A 19,040-nucleotide genomic window follows, 5' to 3' on the forward strand; every position below is an offset into this window, starting at 1 on the left:
TAAAGACTTGAGCATCCCTTATGAAACGACTAATTTCTATAATTATCAGTTTACTTATTCTGACAGCTATCTATTGGAAAATTGATTTTACTGGACTGATAAAAGTATTCCAAAATTCTCACCCTGTATGGATGGTAATCAGTGTTAGTATGATAGCGCCATTGACAATGTTAACTGCTTGGCGGTTACAACAATTAATGCCAAAAAGAGGGAGTAAATCATCATCTTATCTAAATTTTAGAGAAGCAAATCAATTAATTTTAGCTGCCAGTGTATTAAATATGATATTACCCTCAAAAATGGGAGATATTGTCAAAGCTTATTTTATGAAACAAAGAGGACATTTAGAGGGAAGTTTATCTCTTTCTCTAGTGATATTTGAAAAGGCTTGTGATTTAGTTTCTTTGTTAATATGGTGTGCTTTTGGATTGATTGTTTATCCAGAAAAAGATTTATTATTTTGGGTAATGACTGCCGGAGTCACTTTAGGATTAATTATTGGATTATTATTATTATCTTCTCGCAAATTTACCAATATATTTTTTCAAATAGCACGAAAAATTGCTCCGAAAAAAATAGATTCAAAGATTGATAGTTTAGAGCATTCTTGGATAGAAATGCACAGATATTTTTGGCACGACAAAGCACAATTAACCAAAATTGCTACTACTTCAATATTTATCTGGTTCGGGCATTTATTACAAATTTGGTTTTTTACTCTAGCGTTAAATGTTTCGGTTCCACTTTTGGCAAGTTTAGCATTATCTCCCTTAGCAATTTTGGCTGGATTATTACCTTTAACTTTTGCTGGAGTTGGTACTCGTGATGCTGCTTTTATTCTGTTTTATCAACCTTATTTTTCTACAGAAGTTGGAGCAGCTTTAGGATTACTTTGTACATCCCGTTATGTATTACCAGCAATTGCTGGTTTACCATTTTTCGGACAATATTTAATGGCTATGGAAAAAATGCAGAATATTAGAAAATCTCAGTAAGCATTTAGCTGTCAGCAATCAGCAATCAGCCATCAGCCATTGCTTTTTTTTAGTTCTAGATAAAAGCTTGACTAATACCAATTTGATAAATGTTTTGTACATTTTATTGAGCGGGGGAGTAGGGGAGTGAGGGAGTAGGGGAGAGGTAAAAATAAGAATAATTAACAATAAATGGCTAATAATTATCGAAAAAAAATTCAGCTTGTGTTAATTACTTAATAATTGAAATGTCACTTAAATATAGCATTCTTTTTTCAAATTGGTATAATAGTTTCAAATTTTAAATGTTAAAGCGCTTCCCGTTGTTATGAGGTACACCTGTCGCGGGCAAGATGCCCGCACTACAATGATTTTACTATTCAAGCTTGTACCTCATTTGCCCGAAATATGCTGTAAATAATTTCGGTAAATTACTGTAAAATTAAAGTTCTGTAGCTCTATAAAATCTTACTTTTAACTTTTAACTTTTAACTTTTGAATTGACTATGTCACAAATAATTTTCAACTTTAAATGTTCAATAATTTCGGTAAATTACTGTAAAATTAAAGTTTTGTAGCTCTATAAAATCTTACTTTTGACTTTTGACTTTTGAATTAACATGGAAATTATTAGGGATAAAAAGTTTGGTTTACCAGATTTTAAGTTTTTCCTTGAAAATCAAATACTGCCATATTTAATTATTGCTTTTGGGGTAGCTTTAAGGTTAGTTCAATATTTATCTAATCGTTCTCTTTGGGCGGATGAAGCGGTTTTGGCTTTGAATATTGTCAATCGTTCTTATTTGGAATTATTCCAACCTTTGGATTATGACCAAGGTGCCCCAATTGGTTTTTTGATGGTAGAAAAATTGGCAGTTAAGATATTAGGGAATAACGAGTATGCTCTACGATTATTTCCTTTTATTTGTGGCGTAGGTTCGTTGTTTGTATTTTATGAATTAGCAAAAAAGTTGATTCCTAAATCTGCTATTCCTATCGGTTTAATTTTGTTTGCCAGTTTGGAATACTTAGTCTACTATTCCGCAGAAGTAAAACAATATTCTAGTGATGTAGCGATCGCTCTCCTTTTATATCTATTATTACTACCTTTGGTTAAGGCAAAATTGAACTTTGGTCAAATAATTAAATTTGGTTTGCTCGGAGCGATCGCTATTTGGTTTTCTCATCCTTCTATCTTGATTTTGGCAAGTATTGGGGGTAGTGCTTTACTAATTAATTTATGGCAGAAAAACTTTAGTCAAACCAAACAGTTATTAGTAATTTACTCAGGTTGGTTATTAAGTTTTATCATTTTCTATTTTGTATCTCTGATAAATTTAACTGGCAACGAAACTCTCACAACTTCTTGGGGGGATGGTTTTCCTAATTCCCCATTTGATATTGTTTGGATGTTAGATACTTTTGGCAAATTTTTCTATAAACCTTTGGGTTTTACTAAATGGATGGATGGATTAGCTATTATCCTTTTTTTAGTAGGTTGTATTTCTTGTTGGTTGAGCAGAAAAGAAATTTTGTTGTTGTTACTTTCTCCATTATTCGTAACTTTTTTAGCATCCTTTTTACACCAATACCCATTTCGGAGTCGTCTAGTTTTATTTCTCACACCATTCGTAATTTTTCTCATTGCAGCAGGTGGAGGTTATATTCTGAGTAAACCTAAATCTCGACCGATAAAAATTATTGGGATTTTATTGGTTATCTTATTGTTATATAAACCCTTATCAAAAGCTATTGATTTGATAGAAGACCCGAGAACTTATTCAGAAATTAAACCTGTGCTGAATTATATTCAAAAACATCAGCAACCAGGAGACATTTTATATATTTATCAACGAGGTATATATCAGTTTCAGTATTATGCAGAAAAATATGGTTATCAAGAGGGAGATTATATTATTGGTGTGGATGACTTAGATAAATATGACGGTCAAGAATTATCAATTGCTGAAATGACAAGATATGAAAAAGACTTAGATAAACTGCGGGGGAATAAAAGAGTTTGGTTATTATTTTCTCATACTCATATTCCCGCAGAAAGGAAATTTTTAAATTATTATCTGGATGAAATTGGTCTGAGAATGGATACCTTTGAAAAACCAGGGTCTTATGTATATCTATATGATATGAGTTATAGCAGGGAACAGTAGGAAAAGCATTTCTTTATCTAAGGTTCATCATCCGCATAAGTCCTAACCAACTCCTTGCTTGCTATAACAAAGAAACAATACAGTTTTGTTTGAATTATTTGTATGAAGTAAAATTCTAAAAAACCCTAGAAAGTGTGGGGTAGAAAATTTATTTCTAGGGGGATATATCTTAAATTTCAGGTAACTCCCTTTATAACTCACAAATTTTCAAGGTGTTGGTGAATTTAGCTATGATTTTTGTGCTTAAGGAATAGGTAGAGATTTTGCATGCAACGTCCCTACAGATTATTTCGTTTATTAGTTATTCGGGAGCAAGTAATGAAAGGGGTATTCATAATTCTGATGTTGATTACGGTTAGTCCAAATATCTTAATTATGATGTAGATTTACTAACGCCTTTTCAACCCTTTCTTACTTTTGAACTTTCAGCACAAAGTTGAAGCTATTCATTTACAATATAACAGTCACCTTGAACAGGAGGTACTTGAATTACAAGAATTTCTAAGGGAGTATGACCTTCAATTGCCTGATGTTTTACCCCAGGTTTTATTGTAATCACATCACCTTTTTTAATAGGTTGTATATTATCGTCAAGAGATATATGTCCTGTTCCTTCAAGTACATAATAATATTCCGTAGTCTTCTTATGATAATGCTTTTCTGCTTTATCTACAACAAGATATTCAAGTTGAGCTAGTCCTTCTAATACAAGTTTTCTAAGAGCGCCACAGTATCCTCTGACTAGGGGAATGCTATCACTAGAAAGTATCATTTAATTTAAAACCTCCATTTTTTTGACTGGTTACTTTCATTTTTTTTACTAATCCATTACCTACACGCACACATCCAAATAAATCTGACTTTCTATCTAAAAGATGAGAAAATTGATGAGTCCTAGTTAGTATTTGCATATTTTTCAAAGCTTTTCAAGGTAGCTCTATTTTTCCTATTACTTATTTACGTTTTTACGTTTGTGGGCCATCGGTATCTATCGCTTAATTTTTAAGAGAAATAATTTTGAGTCTTGTATACATAGATACTTTTGAAAAGTTTGGATCTTATGTATCTTTGTATATTATGAGTTAGCAAATAAACAATGCATTTGTGACAGTTTGCTATTCCCTGTTCCCTGTTCCCTATTCCCTAGTGCGTAGCGCTATAGATAAGCAATTACCGAAAAGCGACGTTGAAGGCCCCCGTGTTTTAACCGGGGGATGAAAACAAGCGAGTCGCTTAGACTAGACAACTTTAGTTGTCCTGTGTTATTATCATTTTATTTGTGGGTTTAATACCCCACCGTCTACACGGTGTTCAAAATTACTTGGGGTTAGAATCCCCATGTAATTTTCCTCCTGTCTCCTGTCTCCTGTCTCCTGTCTCCTTCTTCAATACCTACAATAACTGTTCGGTCTGCCCGTTTCAAATGTACTGTTGTCAGCAAGTTTTAGTAGGTAAAAATCCTGAATTAATTCCCATTTTAACATTCTTGTGCGAACAGTCTCACAAACTAACTAACATGGGCATATACTATGGTCGGCAATTATATTTTAAAGCCAGGATTGGTATTGGCAAGTTTGACTTGTCCCCAAAGAATATATCTTTGGTCAGCTAAGAAGAAACGGAGCAACACGGATTTATCCTGTTGCGTAGTATCTGCTTAGAATCCCCGTGACTTAAGTCCGGGGAGTAGTCAACATAAATCAATATAACATAGTAAAAATAAGGTTGAAGCAGGCTGTAAGCAAGGCACGCTTTGAATCTACACCGTTACTACAAAATCATGTATATCCAAAAGCTTAAACAAATTTTAATCCCATCAAATACCCCAAAAACAAATCAGAAAATGTTCTGGCTAATTCTCAGCTTAACCTTCGCAGCAATATATAGTTTACTAGCACTTAAACAAGCATTTAGGGGAGAATATATTGTGCAAGATGATGCAAGACAGCACGTTTTTTGGATGCGTCGTTTTTTCGACCCAGAATTATTTCCTAATGATTTAATTGCTGATTATTTTCAGTCTGTTGCACCATGGGGTTATAAAATTTTCTATTGGCTATTTTTCCAAGTAGGAATAGACCCAATGTTCCTGAATAAATTATTACCATTACCTTTAAGTTTAATAACTGCTGCCTACTGTTTTGGAATTTGTTTTCAGATATTACCCATACCTTTTGCTGGTTTTATGGCCTCAGTATTATTAAGTCAAAATATCTGGCTTCAAGATGACATAGCTTCTGGCACACCGAGAGCTTTTTTATGTCCTTTATTTCTGGCAGTTTTATACTATTTATTACGAAAATCATTAGTTCCATTTTTAGTAGCGATCGCTCTGTTGGGATTATTTTATCCTCAATATGTTATCCTGACTGCTTTGATTTTAATTATTAGACTTTTAAACTGGGAAAAAGGGAGGTTTTGTCTGAGCAAAAATCCACAGGATTATCTTTTTAGTGGAGTAGGTTTAGGATTAAGTTTGTTGGTGATTTTCTTTTATGCTTTAAATTCTAGTAATTATGAACCTGTAATTACAGCATTTCAAGCAAAAGTTTTGCCAGAATTTGGCCAAGCTGGTAGAGGTCCTTTTTTCTTACAAAATTTTTGGGATTTTTTCATCTTCGGCAGTCGTAGTGGCATTTTACCTCAACAATTATTTCTGCCTCGCATATTAATACTTGGATTATTTTTGCCAATACTTTTTCAGAAGGAAGAAGGAAGAAGGAAGAAGGAAGAAGGCAGAAGGCAGGAGGCAGAAGGCAGAAGGCAGAAGGAAGAAGAAGAAATTTATAACTTTGATGGGGCAAAAAATTTTCTCAGAAGACTACCTTTAATTCAAAAAATAACACCGAATATTAAATTGTTAGTTCAGATTTTTTTTGCTGGTGTAGTTTTATTCGTGGCAGCTCATCTTTTATTATTCAAGTTACATTTACCAAGTCGTTACACAAATTATAGTTTTCGGATAATTTTAGCTATAGCAACTGCCGTTGTTTTGTGCATAATTTTAGATGCCGTATTTCAGTGGCTAATTCAACAGCCATCTGACAAAATTAGAAGATTTTCAGGATTAATTTTTATTGGATTTTTAGGGATTTTACTTATTGGTAATTTTAGCTTGTGGAAAAATCTTTCTCACCTTAATTATCGAAGAGGTAAATCTCCAGAAATTTATGAATTTTTTGCTCAACAACCAAAAGATATTCTCGTTGCTTCTCTTTCAGAAGAGGTGGATTATATTCCTACATTTTCTCAACGTTCGGTATTGTTTGCCTGGGAATATGCCATTCCTTATCATCTCGGTTATTACAATCAAATTAAACAACGAGCTACAGAATTTATTTTTGCTCAGTATCATTCAGATATTCAATTGATTCAGAATTTTATCAATACTTATGAAATAGATTTTTTAATCTTAGACCGTCAAGTATTTATGCCAGAATATGTTCTGAAGAATCGTTGGTTGAGACAGTGGTATCATCAAATGGGAAATCAGATTGAAATTAACCTCCAAAATGGAACTATCCCTGCCATAGTTGGCACTATAGATAAATGTTCGGTTTTAGAAACAGAAAAATTATGGGTTTTGGAAAGTAAATGTATTTTGCTTGAATAAGCAATAAGAAAAAATACTGAAATTAGCAACCTCTTTTTTCTATATTTAATTTATCGTTATCGAGATTACAGTTTTGCCATTCTTTTGTTAAATTTAAACTTGCTTTTAGCTAACTTATATCTGATTTTTCATCCTCATGATAAGGGTAGGAGATTTCTCTTTGAATTCTCCGGATGCTAGATTTCCTTTCTCCATAACCTAAAACATAAGTACCAATAAATAATATAGGCGAAATAACAAATATAATTCCCCAAAAAACTATAAACCAGTTAGGATGCTGTAGCATTTCAAGCGACATTTGTTCTGGGTTATTCAAAAAATTATTAATCCGGTCTACTTTTTGAGTAGCTACTAATTCACTTGAAGCAGAAAAAGCTTCTTGTATTGGAATTTCATCATATTCAGTCAAAAGAAATATTCCATATCCACTCTTTCGTTTATGACCCATTCGCTTTTTTTAGTACCTTGAAGCTGTCCTGGAATAATTACAGTAATACGTTTTCCACGCAAGCCAAAATAAGTAACTTCACAGGTTACTTTTTGGTTTAACTGGAGGCGTTTACATTTTAGGGTTGTCAGTTCAGAACCAAATAACAAATATAATCCTAATACAAAGGCAAAAATAAAACCTATAGGTTCAGGAAGATTAATTTTTTTTGACATGGCTTATCATCAGATAAATATTTAGTAGACTTCTTGAAAATTATACAAAAATTTATCGCTTGATCGGCTATATAGTTCTATGTTTTTGGGCAACAGAGATTAAGATTAACTTCTAAATAAATTTACAATATGGTGTTATACCATTTTGATAAATGTTTGTTACAAATGCTAGAAGCAAGAAAGAAGGAAGAGGGAAGAAGGAAGAAGGAAGAAGGAGGAAATATCGAAAAAAAAGGGGGGAAAAATAGATATAAATATCTAAAATTAATTGGAACGGCTATTTTTAAGCATGCGCGGTCGATATCTACCTTTTTGTAGCATTATTTTTTCAAATTGGTATTATTTCAGTTATTAGTTGTAAATTTTCTAGTATTATCTTTTCTAGATGAATTCTATCTGGATTTAATACCTTATATCTACACAGTGTCTATAATTAGTTAGGGTTAATCCCATGAAGTAGTAACTTTTCAGTATCCCCATCCACTTTTTACTTCTTCCTTCTTTAAGGTAATGAAATGGTGAAAATTAGCACATTGAAAAATCAAATCCTCAATCCCATAGCTCAAATTTTTATCTTAGGCTTAATTTTCGGAATTTCCTATACTCAAGACCCTCTATATACCTCAAATCAACATACTAAATTTTTACAAGGATTAGCTAAAGCTGGTTCTGGTTATTTAAACAAAGATTGGTTAGCTAATACACTCGACCCTTTACCCGCTTTTACTTTTTTAGTTCAAATTACTTATACTTACCTCCACGAAAACTTTTTCTACTTCTATTACATCCTAATTTTTGGCATCTACATTTACAGTATACTTGGCATTGCTTCTATAATTTTCAAAATTAATACTTCCCGACTGAAACTACTCATTTATTTTCTCCTCCTCCTGACTATCCACTGTCTACAAATCAGAATATTTGACTTTAAAACTCATGTACATCTCCACTATGGTTTAGCCGAACAATATATTCTCGGTGACTATTTTCAACCCTGTACATTTGGAGTATTAATTATCTTTTCTATCTATGCCTTTCTGAGAAAAAAACCTTTTTTGGCAGTATTAGCTTTAGGAATAGCTGCAACCTTTCATCCCACATATCTCCCTAGTGCAGCTTTACTAACTTTAGCTTATCTTATTCTCACTTATAAAAATGAAAATAATCTCAAAAAATCATTATTAATAGGTGTTGTTTCATTTATCTTTGTATTACCAGTAGTCAGTTATATGACTATTACTTTTAGACCCACATCTCCAGAGCTTTTTCAAATTTCTGAAAGTTTACTTGTAAATCGAATTCCCCATCATTCCTTCCCCGATATTTGGTTAACTGAACCTGCCGCCACAATACAAATTTTAGTAGTAGCGATCGCTCTCTATCTTCTCCGCAAAAATAGACTATTTTTTATCTTGTTTTTTCCCTTTGCCACAGCAACTATTCTGACAATAATTCAAATAATTTCTGTCAGTAATACTTTGGCGTTTCTTACTCCTTGGCGAGTCTCCGCTTTTTTAGTTCCGATTTCTACTTGTATGATAAGTGCCTATATTGTGGCTGTTATTTTTGAGAGATATTATCCTCAAATTCTGAAATACAAAAAACTGCTTGAAATTGGAACTTTAGTAGGAATATATCTATTCATCTTGTCAGGAGTGGGAATACAACTAGAAAAGCTAACTATTAATCAAAAAGATACGCCAATTATTATGGAATATGTCAAAGAAAATAAACAGGCGGGAGATATATATTTAGTTCCTTACGCTTCTGGAAAATTCGTTGATTTTAGAATTGCTACAGGTGCGCCAATTTTGATTAATCTTAAATCTCATCCCTACAAAGATACAGAAGTTATTGAATGGCACAATAGATTATTAATGGCACAGCAGTTTTATGATAATTCTGCCATAGCTAAATGTCAGGCTTTGCAAAATTTAATTGATAAATATCAGATAACTCATATAATTATTAAAAATGATGATTCTATTCAATGTTCAGGAGTAGAAAGAACTTATATCGATAATTTATATAAGATGTATCAAATTATTGAAAAATAGCTACTATTGAAAAATTTTTCTTCTTTTCTTCCTTTATATAAACAGTTATCATTGACAAAATATTCCCTGTTTGATAAAGTTCAAAAAAATTACTAACAAAAAATGCTGAAAAATCTCTAATTAATCTAGGGAAAGCAAAAAAATAATTACAGCAGACTAGGTTCTTTATTAGGAGTCAGAAGTCAGTGAGGTTTAAATTCCTAATGAAATTGAACGTAAAATCTACCATATATCACCGAAAAATTTGAGTCTGAAGCTTCTTCTTTTAAGAGGATAAAAAGCGGTTAATCTTTGCAGCTTTCCGTAGGGTGGAATGGCGAGGTCTCGGAGCCATACCTATGAGACAAAGAGAAAAAGAAGATTCCGTATTTTCTTTTTCTCTTTGCAGCTTTCCGTAGGGTGGAATGGCGAGGTCTCGGAGCCATACCTATGAGACAAAGAGAAAAAGAAGATTCCGTATTTTCTTGCCTCCTTATTACAGGAGGTACTGATAACTGATAACTGATAACTGATTTAATGTTCTATAAAAAACCTTATTTTACTTGGCTAAAAATATTTATTGCCATTACCTTAATCTTAGGAATATGTTTCAGATTCATAAATATTGACCGCAAAGTTTACTGGTACGATGAAACAATTACCTCCTTAAGAATTGCTGGTTATACTAGGGGCGAATTAGAAGATATAACCAATGAAGCTGGCATAATTAGTGGGAAATTTTTCCAGCAGTATCAAGGCACTAACTCTAATAAAAATGTCATTAATACTATCAACTCTTTAGCAACAGAAAACCCCGAACATTTACCAATTTATTTTGTACTACTCAGATGGTGGGTAAAATTATTCGGTCATTCTGTAGCAATAACCAGAAGTTTCTCAGCTTTGACCAGCTTATTAATATTTCCTTGTATTTACTGGTTATGCCGAGAATTGTTCAATCAACCATTAGTTGGAGAAATAGCGATCGCTCTGACGGCAGTTTCTCCAATTTCAGTATTATATGCTCAAGAAGCACGGGTTTATAGTTTATTTACAGTAACAATTTTATTATCAAGTATTGCCTTACTTCGGGCAATGAAAATCCCCACTAAACGTAGCTGGCAAATTTACACAGTAAGTTTAATTTTTGCCCTATATACTCATCTTTTTTCAATATTATTAGCCTTGGGTCATGGATCATATATACTTTTAATCGAAAAACTAAAATTAACCAAAAAATTCAAATCTTATCTCTTAGCATCTGTTTCTGGATTTTTAATTTTTTTACCATGGTTTATAGTAATAATTGAACATTTCGATGGCACAAAATGGGTATCTCAAGCAGCACCTTTATTAACCTTGTTGAAAAGATGGTTGATTAATTTAGGTTTTACTTTTATTGATATTCAAATTGGCTCTCCAGAAAGATTATTTGATGTCAAAAATATTGTTTTTGATAATGATGCTTTATTAAGTCTCAATACAATCTGGCCGTATCTATTATTGATAACTTTAGTCTTAGTCATATACTCAATTTATTTTATTTGTCGGAATGCACCTAAATCAGTAAGTATATTCATTTTAACCTTGATATTATTAACTCCCATGACTTTGATAATTCCCGATTTAATCTCTGGTGGACAACGTTCAACTATTCCTCGTTATTTCATCCCCAGTTACTTAGGAATTAAAATATCTGTTGCTTATCTTTTGGCTACTAATTTAAGCAACTTTAGTAACCAAGTTCAATATAAACTTTGGCAAATAGTAACAGTTACTCTAATTTCTGTAGGAGTAATATCTTGTGGAATTAGTTCCCAAGCAGAAACTTGGTGGCATAAATATAGTAGTTATTATGACCCTCAAGTAGCAAAAATAATTAACCAAACAAACAACCCACTTGTAATTAGTAATCATTCCCTGAGATTAGCTTCTCTAAGTTATTTACTTAATCCTCAAGTTAAATTTAAATTTGTTGAAGTGGGTGATATACCAGAAATTCCTGATGGTTTTAGTCATGTGTTTGTATTTCGCCCAGAATGGAGTTTAATTTCACGATTAGAAACACAAGAAAACTCCCCACTAGAATTAGTTCATAACAGTGGAGAACTCTGGATTTTAAAAGCATCAGAAAAAAAGAGTCAGCGGAAATAAATCAAGTAGTTATTCAGGATAAATATTTATACCAATTACCATGCATTAAAGCTATACTTAGGTAGTACTTCAATTATTAAGTAATTAACACTAGCCTTATCACTTTTTTGATAATTAGCACCCTAGGAGTGCATTAATTATTATTATGTTGACTACTCCCTTACTTCCCCTCTTGGGAGGGGTTAGGGGTTAGTTCCCTACTCCCCTACTCAAGATACGGGTTGAAAAGTTTTTGAGAAATGGTATTACTTAAACCTCAGAATATTCGATGCAAAAATCTTACTTTCATTGGTTAAGAGTCTTAATTATAATCATCTTAATCTTAGGAGTCTACTTCGGATTCATCAATATTGACCGAAAAGTTTACTGGCACGATGAGATAATTACTTCTGTAAGAATAGCTGGCTATACAAAAGAAAATTTTTCTGACATTCTGAAAAAATCTGGTGTAGTCGAGCAGGAAAATTTACAACAATATCTAAATATCGACTCTAACAAAACTTTTATTAGTACCATTAACTCTTTAGCAACAGAAAATCCCGAACAGGTTCCCATATATTTTATACTTTTGAGATGGTGGGTAAAATTATTTGATAACTCTATAGAAGTAATCAGAAGTTTTTCTGCTGTAGTTAGCTTGTTAGTATTTCCTTGTGTTTATTGGTTATGCCGATAATTATTTAATAAATCATTAGTTGGAGAAGTAGCAATCGCTCTGACGGCAACTTCTCCAATTTTGGTCTTATATGCTCAAGAAGCGCGGGGTTATAGTTTATTTACTTTGACGGTTTTATTATCATATTTGCTTGATTCTAAGTGTCAAATTAACATAATTATTCATACACAATACTCTCCAGTTTTTTAGATTTAATATCTGAATTGTTGAGAGTCACAATTTTATTTATTAGCAAAATAATATTGATTTTTATTAATTATTCATAGAAGTAAAAACCGTGTAACAACATAAATACGTTCATTACTATAAGTTTTACTTATGGTATTTTTATATAGATACGAAGTGTTTGTCTTCATAGAATCTTTAGAAACTTTGGTACTACTCTACAACAAGGAACAGTGAGAAAAATATTTCTCTGTCTTACACCAATTTGATAAATATTTGCTACAAATAACTAGGTTATTTCTTAGAAGTCAGGAGTCAAAATGAATAGACATCTCTAAAAATCAAAAATCAAATAAATTCTCACACAGAATAGAATTTATCTTGCGTCAAGCCTCCTAACAGTTATGGCGACAGTTATGGCGGTTGCTATATTAGGTCAGAATTTATCTTTAGAGTACCGTCACTTTTTGTCTGGAAATAATTTTTTTTGCTGTTTTTATAGAAATTTAGTAGTTGACAACTATTTTTTTGTAACTATCTATGGACTATGGAAAAATTAATTTGCATAAGTTTTTAACTGCACCCACTCCAGTCAGATTTTGGTTTTATTTAAGTCTGGGTTTAGCAGCAATTTGTGGAATTTTAGGAATTATTCCCGCTTTTAGTAATGAATATGTAGTCCAGGATGATGCTCGCTCCCACGTTTTTTGGATGGCAAGATTTCTCAATCCCGAACTTTTTCCTAACGATATTATTGCTGACTATTTTCAATCTGTTGCTCCCACCGGATATACCTATTTTTATCAATTATTTTCTCTCATAGGCATTCCACCTTTACTATTAAATAAATTTCTGCCAATCATATTAGGATTAATCACAACTACCTATTGTTTTAGAGTAGAAATAGAAATCTTCCCAGTGCCACTCGCCGGATTTCTCAGCACATTATTTTTGAATCAAAATCTCTGGCTAAAAGATGACTTAATCTCCGCTACCCCCAGAGCATTTTTCTATCCTTTATTTTTGGCATTTTTATACTATTTCCTCAGACATTCTTGGTTAGGAATTGCTGTAGCGATCGCTCTGCTCGGATTATTTTATCCCCAAGGAGTTTTACTCTGTCTTGCTGTCTTAGTCTTAGATTTTCTCCACTTCCGAAGTCGCCCAAAATTTATCATTTTAGCTATTGGTTTAACCGCAGGTTTTTTCGTACTTTTACCCTATGCTTTGAATACTTCCGAATATAGTCCGATTGTTACATTAGCTGAAGCTCAAAAATTACCAGAATTTTGGCCAGGAGGCAGAGCTTCCTTCTTTTCAAATAATAGTTTTGACTTTTGGTTAACAGGCGATCGCTCAGGTATTATCCCCCCAGAATGGTTATCTCAATCTTTCCTACCTCCTCAAGTTTGGGCAGGATTATTACTCATCTTCTTAAGCTCAAGATATTTTCCCCTAGCCAAAAAAATCACTCATAAAATCATCCTTTTACCAGAATTATTATTAGCATCAACCGGAATATTTTTAGCTGCTCACTTTTTACTATTTCGGTTACATCATCCCAGTCGTTACAGTCAACATAGTCTCAGAATAATCATGGCTTTAGCTGGTGGGATAGCCTTCACTTTAATAATTGATTTTGTCTGGCACAAATTTCATCTACTCAACCATCCCTTCCAAACAAAACCAGTTGAAAAAAATCAAACTATATTAAGTTCCTATAGAAGATTAATTACACATCCTATAAAATCCCTGTTCCCTGTTCCCTGTTCCCTGTTCCCTTACTTATATATAGTGCTAATTCTCCTCCTTTTATATCCAGCTTTAACCAACAACTTTCCTGTGACTAATTATGTTGTGGGAAAAGTACCCCAACTTTATGAATATTTAGCCCAACAACCTTCAGATATTCGGGTTGCTTCTTTAGCATTAGAAGCTAATAATATTCCTACTTTTGCTCAACGTTCAATATTGGTAGGTTCGGAATATGCTTTACCTTATCATCAGGGATATTATCGAGAAATAAAACAACGAGCTAAGGATTTAATCCAAGCACAATATAGTCCTGATTTAAAACAGGTACAAAATTTTATTGAAAAATATGGAATTGATTTTTGGTTGTTAGATTCTCAAGGGTTGACTTTAGAATATGTCACGAAAAATCATCGTCTGAGGCAATTAAATAATACTGCTGCTGCTGTAGTTAAGATGCAGATGGAAAATGGTGTAGTTCCCAGTTTGTTAAATGCTCAGAAAAGTTGTCAAGTTCTAGATGTTCAAGACTTAGTTTTATTAGAAGCAAAATGTATTTTAGAGCTTAAATCTTAAATAAAAGAAATTACTAGATTTTTCATTGCATTAAGCACTAAAAAAAAAGCGGCGCGGGAGGGAATTAGGGTTGCGCGGTACCAAAAATTCTGATACACTTTTGTTATTGGGTGGTACTCGCCCAGGGCAAACGCATCTTATTTTGCCGTTCCCTATATGTAGTGTTTATTTGATTTTATAGACACTATATGTTGAAAGTCTATTGTCAACAAGCGCAATAAAACCCGGTTTATTGATAATTACCCCTAGTTTATTGACGAGATGCGTTTGCCCTGACTAATATAACCAAAAATCATAAGTGTGGTTGGAAACTCAAACCAGTTTCAAATCAATAGAATTTTGTACCTAAAATATTGCTTCTGGATTGTCTAAAAAATTAAGAAAATTAGTATTAGTATTTTGCTTATTCCCTTCTTTTTTCTCCTTTCTCCTTCCTTCTTGCCTCTTCCTTCTTGCCTCTTCCTTTATGATATAAAGAAATCGGGTTTTAACAAAAACCTCTGCACTTATATATTGTGAATATTTGATTTTATGGTCATCAGTTTCGATCGAGAAACTTGTAGTAATCTCAACATAACTGAATCCCGCGAATGGTTAGTCACAAACGGTATTGGAGGCTACGCTTCTGGTACAGTAGCTAACATCCTAACCCGTCGCTATCATGGATTACTCATAGCAGCACTCAAACCCCCATTAGGGCGTACATTATTGCTAACAAAACTAGACGAAACTGCCAATTATCAAGGTCTAGACTATCCTCTTTACTGCAACCGTTGGGCCGATGGCACAGCAAACCCAGAAGGTTATAAACAAACAGAAAGCTTCTACCTAGAAGGAACAATACCAGTATGGAAATTTCAATTTGCAGACGTGGTATTAGAGAAGCGGATCTGGATGGAGCAAGGAGAAAACACCACCTATATTAATTATAATTTGCGCAATGGTAGCCAACCCTTAAACTTGGAAATTAAAGCATTAATTAACCATCGCGATCATCATCATCATACCAACGCTCAAGATTGGCAAATCAGTACTGACAAAATTAAACAGGGAGTCTGTATACGAGCTTTTCCTGAAGCAACACCCTTATATCTACTGACAGATACTCATCGAGATGACAAAAAATTAGTATCCACACCCGCCAATAATTGGTATTACGGATTTAACTTAGCAGTAGAAAAATATCGCGGTCAACAAGAATTAGAAGACCACCTACACGCTGTTACTTTTCATGCACAAATTGAAGTAGGTAAATCTCTAACAATAGTTGCCAGCACAAAAGAAAATGCTACTACTAATGGCGAGAGAGAACTAGCTTTTCATCATAATTACGAACAACAAATAATCCAAAAATTTGCCACTACCAAAACATCTAACTCAGAAGTCAAAAATCCAGTCGTTAAATTCTGGAAATCATTTGCCCAGACAAAACCAGAACCTACTGCAAAACCAACTCCAGACTGGATAAACCAATTAGTATTAGCAGCTAACCAATTTATTGTCGATCGCAAATCGTCCAAACATCCATACGGCAAAACTATCCTTGCAGGTTATCATTGGTTTGAAGACTGGGGCCGCGACACAATGATTAGTTTACCTGGTTTAACTATTTGTACAAAACAATTTGACATCGCCCGGTCTATTTTGCTCACCTTTGCTGAGTATGTTGACCAAGGAATGTTGCCAAACCGCTTCCCCGACGGTAGTAGTACACCAGATTATAATACTGTAGATGCCACACTTTGGTATTTTGAAGCAGTTCGTGCATACTATGAAGCTACAGGCGATCGCCAACTTTTAGTAGAATTGTTTCCAATTTTAGCAGAAATCATTGACTACTATCGTCGAGGTACTCGTTACAATATTCAGTTAGATACTGATGATGGCTTAATTTATGCCGGAGAAGCAGGTTCACAGATTACTTGGATGGATGCCAAAGTAGGTGATTGGGTAGTGACACCGCGTATTGGTAAACCCATTGAAATTAGTGCGCTTTGGTATAATGCTCTGCAAATCATGGATAAGTTTGCCCAACAGTTGGGTAAGGATAATCTAGATTATGCTCTGCAAATCATGGATAAGTTTGCCCAACAGTTGGGTAAGGATAATCTAGATTATGAAAGGTTAGCAAGGTTGATTAAGCAAAAGGGTTTTGCTCGTTTCTGGAATCAAGAGGAAGGTTATTGTTACGATGTACTTGATACACCCAATGGTAATGATGCTGCTTTGCGACCTAATCAAATATTTGCCTTATCATTACCAGCGATCGGGAAATTTAGTTACCCACCTCTACTAACTCCAGAGCAGGAAAAACAAGTGATGGATATATGCACGCACAAGCTATTGACTCCTTATGGGTTACGCAGTCTAGCTAGTGACGACCCTGAATACAAAGGTGTTTATGGAGGCGATATTTATCAACGAGATGGTGCTTATCATCAAGGTACTGTTTGGGGTTGGTTGATTGGTCATTATGCTGTAGCGCATCTACGAGTTTATAACAACCAAGCAAAAGCTGAGGAGTTATTAAAACCGATGGCAGAGCATTTAACAGTGCATGGTATTGGCAGCATCAGTGAAATTTTTGATGGTAATGAACCGATGACACCCCGTGGTTGTATTGCTCAAGCGTGGAGTGTTGCAGAAGTTTTGCGAGCTTGGACGGTAATTCATCAAGTTAGTTAAAATTCAGAAGGAAACTGTATTTAGAGGAATATTTGTAATTAAGGCAATCTCTGAGATTATGAGGTTGCTTTACTTCAGTTAATAGGACTTACACAAATTTAAATCATTGACGTAATTCCCTTATATAGAATGACTCTCAGCGATTGTTTGACCATACAATGTATAAGTTTCACTAGAACAGATGATTTTGTGTGATTTTTGTTAGATTAAGGCTTTACTTTTGCTTTGGCAAGCCAAGCATAGATCCAAGAACACCCAAGCCTACTAGAGCTAGAGTTGAAGTTCGTTCTGGTACTGGTTCTGGAGATTGAGTTATCTCTTCTACCTTGATGTCAATAAACGCATTACTAAAAGAGGTTGCATTTAAGCCACCATCTCGTAGCTTGTTCAAGTTCCATACAGCACCGCCACTAGCTAAGGCTAAGTCTACATAGTCCATTTGAGTGTTACGAAAACTAGAAGTAACAATACCACTTAAGGATGGGAGTTGGGTCGTATTGAATCCACCCATACCATCAGCAGTATAAGATTTGCCATTAGAACTTATGCCAAGTGCGTCGCCGATAAAGTTGGCATCAATTACAGTATTCAAGAGAATATCATCATCAGGACTAGAACCCCTCTGCAACGCAGCCAGTATGTTGGTGAAGTTAAGGCTAGAGTTACCATTATCTCGATCTTCATCAGTTACCAGGATCATCTTAACAGCAGCACCTGGACGGAAAGAATAATTACTCAGGGCAAAGTCAATTGCAGAATAACCATCTTCAAAACCACCAGGATGTACCAAGGTGTTAGTTGCTGTGACAAACTGGGCAGAAGTACCGAAAAAGCTCCCACCTACAGGTATGGAGCGCCCCAAATAACCCGTCGAGAGAGAACTACCAAATCCCACAAGACCAAAACGGTTGTTTGTGACACCATCATTTTGAAGAGCTTCATCTAGATCTGGAATCATACTTCCAAGCCATTCGTGCTCATTATACATAGAACCAGATTCATCAACGACCACGATTACATCAGCAGTTGTTACAGCAGTTGCGACAGGAACTCCTACCATTGAAAGCATTGTGGTACTTATGGCAGCAAGGGAGCTAAAGTTGGCTAAAGTTTTAAGCATGATATTTCAATTTTTGAATTACTTTTAATCTGATAGACATTTCCATAAACTAAGTTTTAGCTCACGGGGTGACAAGGGTTTGAGATTAATTATTTGTAGGTGCTTAATATAAAAATAAATCAAACTACGGATGTATGCAAGCATTTTGGCGTATCTTCACAGTATCTTTAAAAACTCCGTATATCTACTAATATTGTGTCCGGAAGGCTTTTAAGAATATGAACGGTGCGAAGAAGTAGGAATACTCCAAGAAATGTCTAAATTTTAGGAAAGAAGCGCAGGTGCGATAATTGTATAACCGGATTTTATGATCAGGAGTCAGGAGAAGCAAAAAAGAAGGTGTAATATCATGTCTAGCTGAATACTTATACATAAGATATTGGGGAGAGATTTGCCGTAGAAGCAGGGAAAACGCATCTAATTTTTTTGACAAATGACTAAAAACCCAATAATGCCCT

Annotated in this window: 13 protein-coding genes; 9 read left to right on the forward strand and 4 right to left on the reverse strand. The window is 34.0% G+C overall.

The window, feature by feature from the left end:
- Positions 1-20 precede the first annotated feature (20 nt).
- Complete coding sequence (locus tag D5R40_RS09895) at positions 21-995, forward strand: lysylphosphatidylglycerol synthase transmembrane domain-containing protein (RefSeq protein WP_124145640.1); 975 nt, start codon at positions 21-23, stop codon at positions 993-995.
- Between the two features lie 599 nt (positions 996-1,594).
- Positions 1,595-3,142, forward strand: a complete 1,548-nt coding sequence (locus tag D5R40_RS09900) for a glycosyltransferase family 39 protein (protein ID WP_124145641.1) — start codon at positions 1,595-1,597, stop codon at positions 3,140-3,142.
- 442 nt (positions 3,143-3,584) lie between these two features.
- Here the strand turns inward: D5R40_RS09900 and D5R40_RS09905 are convergent, their stop codons facing one another.
- Complete coding sequence (locus tag D5R40_RS09905; protein ID WP_124154577.1) at positions 3,585-3,914, reverse strand: cupin domain-containing protein; 330 nt, start codon at positions 3,912-3,914, stop codon at positions 3,585-3,587.
- Positions 3,915-4,985: 1,071 nt separating this feature from the next.
- Here D5R40_RS09905 and D5R40_RS09915 point away from each other — a divergent pair.
- The gene (locus tag D5R40_RS09915) at positions 4,986-6,755 is read left to right on the forward strand and encodes a hypothetical protein (RefSeq protein ID WP_240039002.1); all 1,770 of its coding nucleotides are present in this window, start codon (positions 4,986-4,988) and stop codon (positions 6,753-6,755) included.
- A 109-nt stretch (positions 6,756-6,864) separates the two neighbouring features.
- On the opposite strand, the gene D5R40_RS09920 is transcribed toward D5R40_RS09915, so the two are convergent.
- Together D5R40_RS09920 and D5R40_RS09925 are read right to left on the reverse strand one after the other, a co-directional pair.
- Positions 6,865-7,164 (reverse strand): hypothetical protein, encoded by a 300-nt coding sequence (locus D5R40_RS09920; RefSeq protein ID WP_124145644.1) that lies wholly within the window; start codon positions 7,162-7,164, stop codon positions 6,865-6,867.
- Positions 7,161-7,418, reverse strand: a complete 258-nt coding sequence (locus D5R40_RS09925) for a hypothetical protein (protein WP_124145645.1) — start codon at positions 7,416-7,418, stop codon at positions 7,161-7,163. The genes D5R40_RS09920 and D5R40_RS09925 overlap by 4 nt, the downstream gene beginning before the upstream one ends.
- A 129-nt stretch (positions 7,419-7,547) precedes the next feature.
- On the opposite strand from D5R40_RS09925, the gene D5R40_RS34950 reads away from it, so the two are divergent.
- The 6 genes from D5R40_RS34950 (at position 7,548) to D5R40_RS09955 (ending at position 17,462) form a co-directional block, all read left to right on the forward strand.
- The gene (locus D5R40_RS34950; RefSeq protein ID WP_124154578.1) at positions 7,548-7,736 is read left to right on the forward strand and encodes a hypothetical protein; all 189 of its coding nucleotides are present in this window, start codon (positions 7,548-7,550) and stop codon (positions 7,734-7,736) included.
- A gap of 197 nt (positions 7,737-7,933) precedes the next feature.
- Positions 7,934-9,475, forward strand: coding sequence for a DUF6798 domain-containing protein (locus tag D5R40_RS09935; protein WP_124154579.1), 1,542 nt, complete (start codon positions 7,934-7,936; stop codon positions 9,473-9,475).
- A 516-nt stretch (positions 9,476-9,991) separates the two neighbouring features.
- On the forward strand, positions 9,992-11,608 hold the full coding sequence (locus D5R40_RS09940) for a glycosyltransferase family 39 protein (RefSeq protein ID WP_124154580.1): 1,617 nt from the start codon (positions 9,992-9,994) through the stop codon (positions 11,606-11,608).
- Positions 11,609-11,876: 268 nt separating this feature from the next.
- Positions 11,877-12,284, forward strand: a complete 408-nt coding sequence (locus D5R40_RS09945; protein WP_124145649.1) for a glycosyltransferase family 39 protein — start codon at positions 11,877-11,879, stop codon at positions 12,282-12,284.
- Positions 12,285-13,010: 726 nt separating this feature from the next.
- On the forward strand, positions 13,011-14,777 hold the full coding sequence (locus D5R40_RS09950) for a hypothetical protein (protein WP_338043203.1): 1,767 nt from the start codon (positions 13,011-13,013) through the stop codon (positions 14,775-14,777).
- A 531-nt stretch (positions 14,778-15,308) separates the two neighbouring features.
- Positions 15,309-17,462 carry an amylo-alpha-1,6-glucosidase gene (locus D5R40_RS09955; protein ID WP_124154581.1) on the forward strand — a complete coding sequence of 718 codons (2,154 nt, stop codon included), beginning with the start codon at positions 15,309-15,311 and terminating at the stop codon, positions 17,460-17,462.
- A gap of 214 nt (positions 17,463-17,676) precedes the next feature.
- On the opposite strand, the gene D5R40_RS09960 is transcribed toward D5R40_RS09955, so the two are convergent.
- The gene (locus D5R40_RS09960) at positions 17,677-18,582 is read right to left on the reverse strand and encodes a vWA domain-containing protein (RefSeq protein ID WP_124145651.1); all 906 of its coding nucleotides are present in this window, start codon (positions 18,580-18,582) and stop codon (positions 17,677-17,679) included.
- Positions 18,583-19,040: the final 458 nt, after the last annotated feature.

This window comes from Okeania hirsuta, from assembly GCF_003838195.1.
Lineage (GTDB): Bacteria > Cyanobacteriota > Cyanobacteriia > Cyanobacteriales > Microcoleaceae > Okeania > Okeania hirsuta.

What these genes read in the sequence shown, in the direction of transcription:
- D5R40_RS09940 (WP_124154580.1), top strand. Translation starts at nt 9,992, where the DNA reads ATGTTCTATAAAAAACCTTATTTTACTTGGCTAAAAATATTTATTGCC.
- D5R40_RS34950 (WP_124154578.1), top strand. Translation starts at nt 7,548, where the DNA reads ATGGTGTTATACCATTTTGATAAATGTTTGTTACAAATGCTAGAAGCA.
- D5R40_RS09925 (WP_124145645.1), bottom strand. Translation starts at nt 7,418, where the DNA reads ATGTCAAAAAAAATTAATCTTCCTGAACCTATAGGTTTTATTTTTGCC.
- D5R40_RS09895 (WP_124145640.1), top strand. Translation starts at nt 21, where the DNA reads ATGAAACGACTAATTTCTATAATTATCAGTTTACTTATTCTGACAGCT.
- D5R40_RS09935 (WP_124154579.1), top strand. Translation starts at nt 7,934, where the DNA reads ATGGTGAAAATTAGCACATTGAAAAATCAAATCCTCAATCCCATAGCT.
- D5R40_RS09915 (WP_240039002.1), top strand. Translation starts at nt 4,986, where the DNA reads ATGTTCTGGCTAATTCTCAGCTTAACCTTCGCAGCAATATATAGTTTA.
- D5R40_RS09900 (WP_124145641.1), top strand. Translation starts at nt 1,595, where the DNA reads ATGGAAATTATTAGGGATAAAAAGTTTGGTTTACCAGATTTTAAGTTT.
- D5R40_RS09955 (WP_124154581.1), top strand. Translation starts at nt 15,309, where the DNA reads ATGGTCATCAGTTTCGATCGAGAAACTTGTAGTAATCTCAACATAACT.
- D5R40_RS09905 (WP_124154577.1), bottom strand. Translation starts at nt 3,914, where the DNA reads ATGATACTTTCTAGTGATAGCATTCCCCTAGTCAGAGGATACTGTGGC.
- D5R40_RS09945 (WP_124145649.1), top strand. Translation starts at nt 11,877, where the DNA reads ATGCAAAAATCTTACTTTCATTGGTTAAGAGTCTTAATTATAATCATC.
- D5R40_RS09960 (WP_124145651.1), bottom strand. Translation starts at nt 18,582, where the DNA reads ATGCTTAAAACTTTAGCCAACTTTAGCTCCCTTGCTGCCATAAGTACC.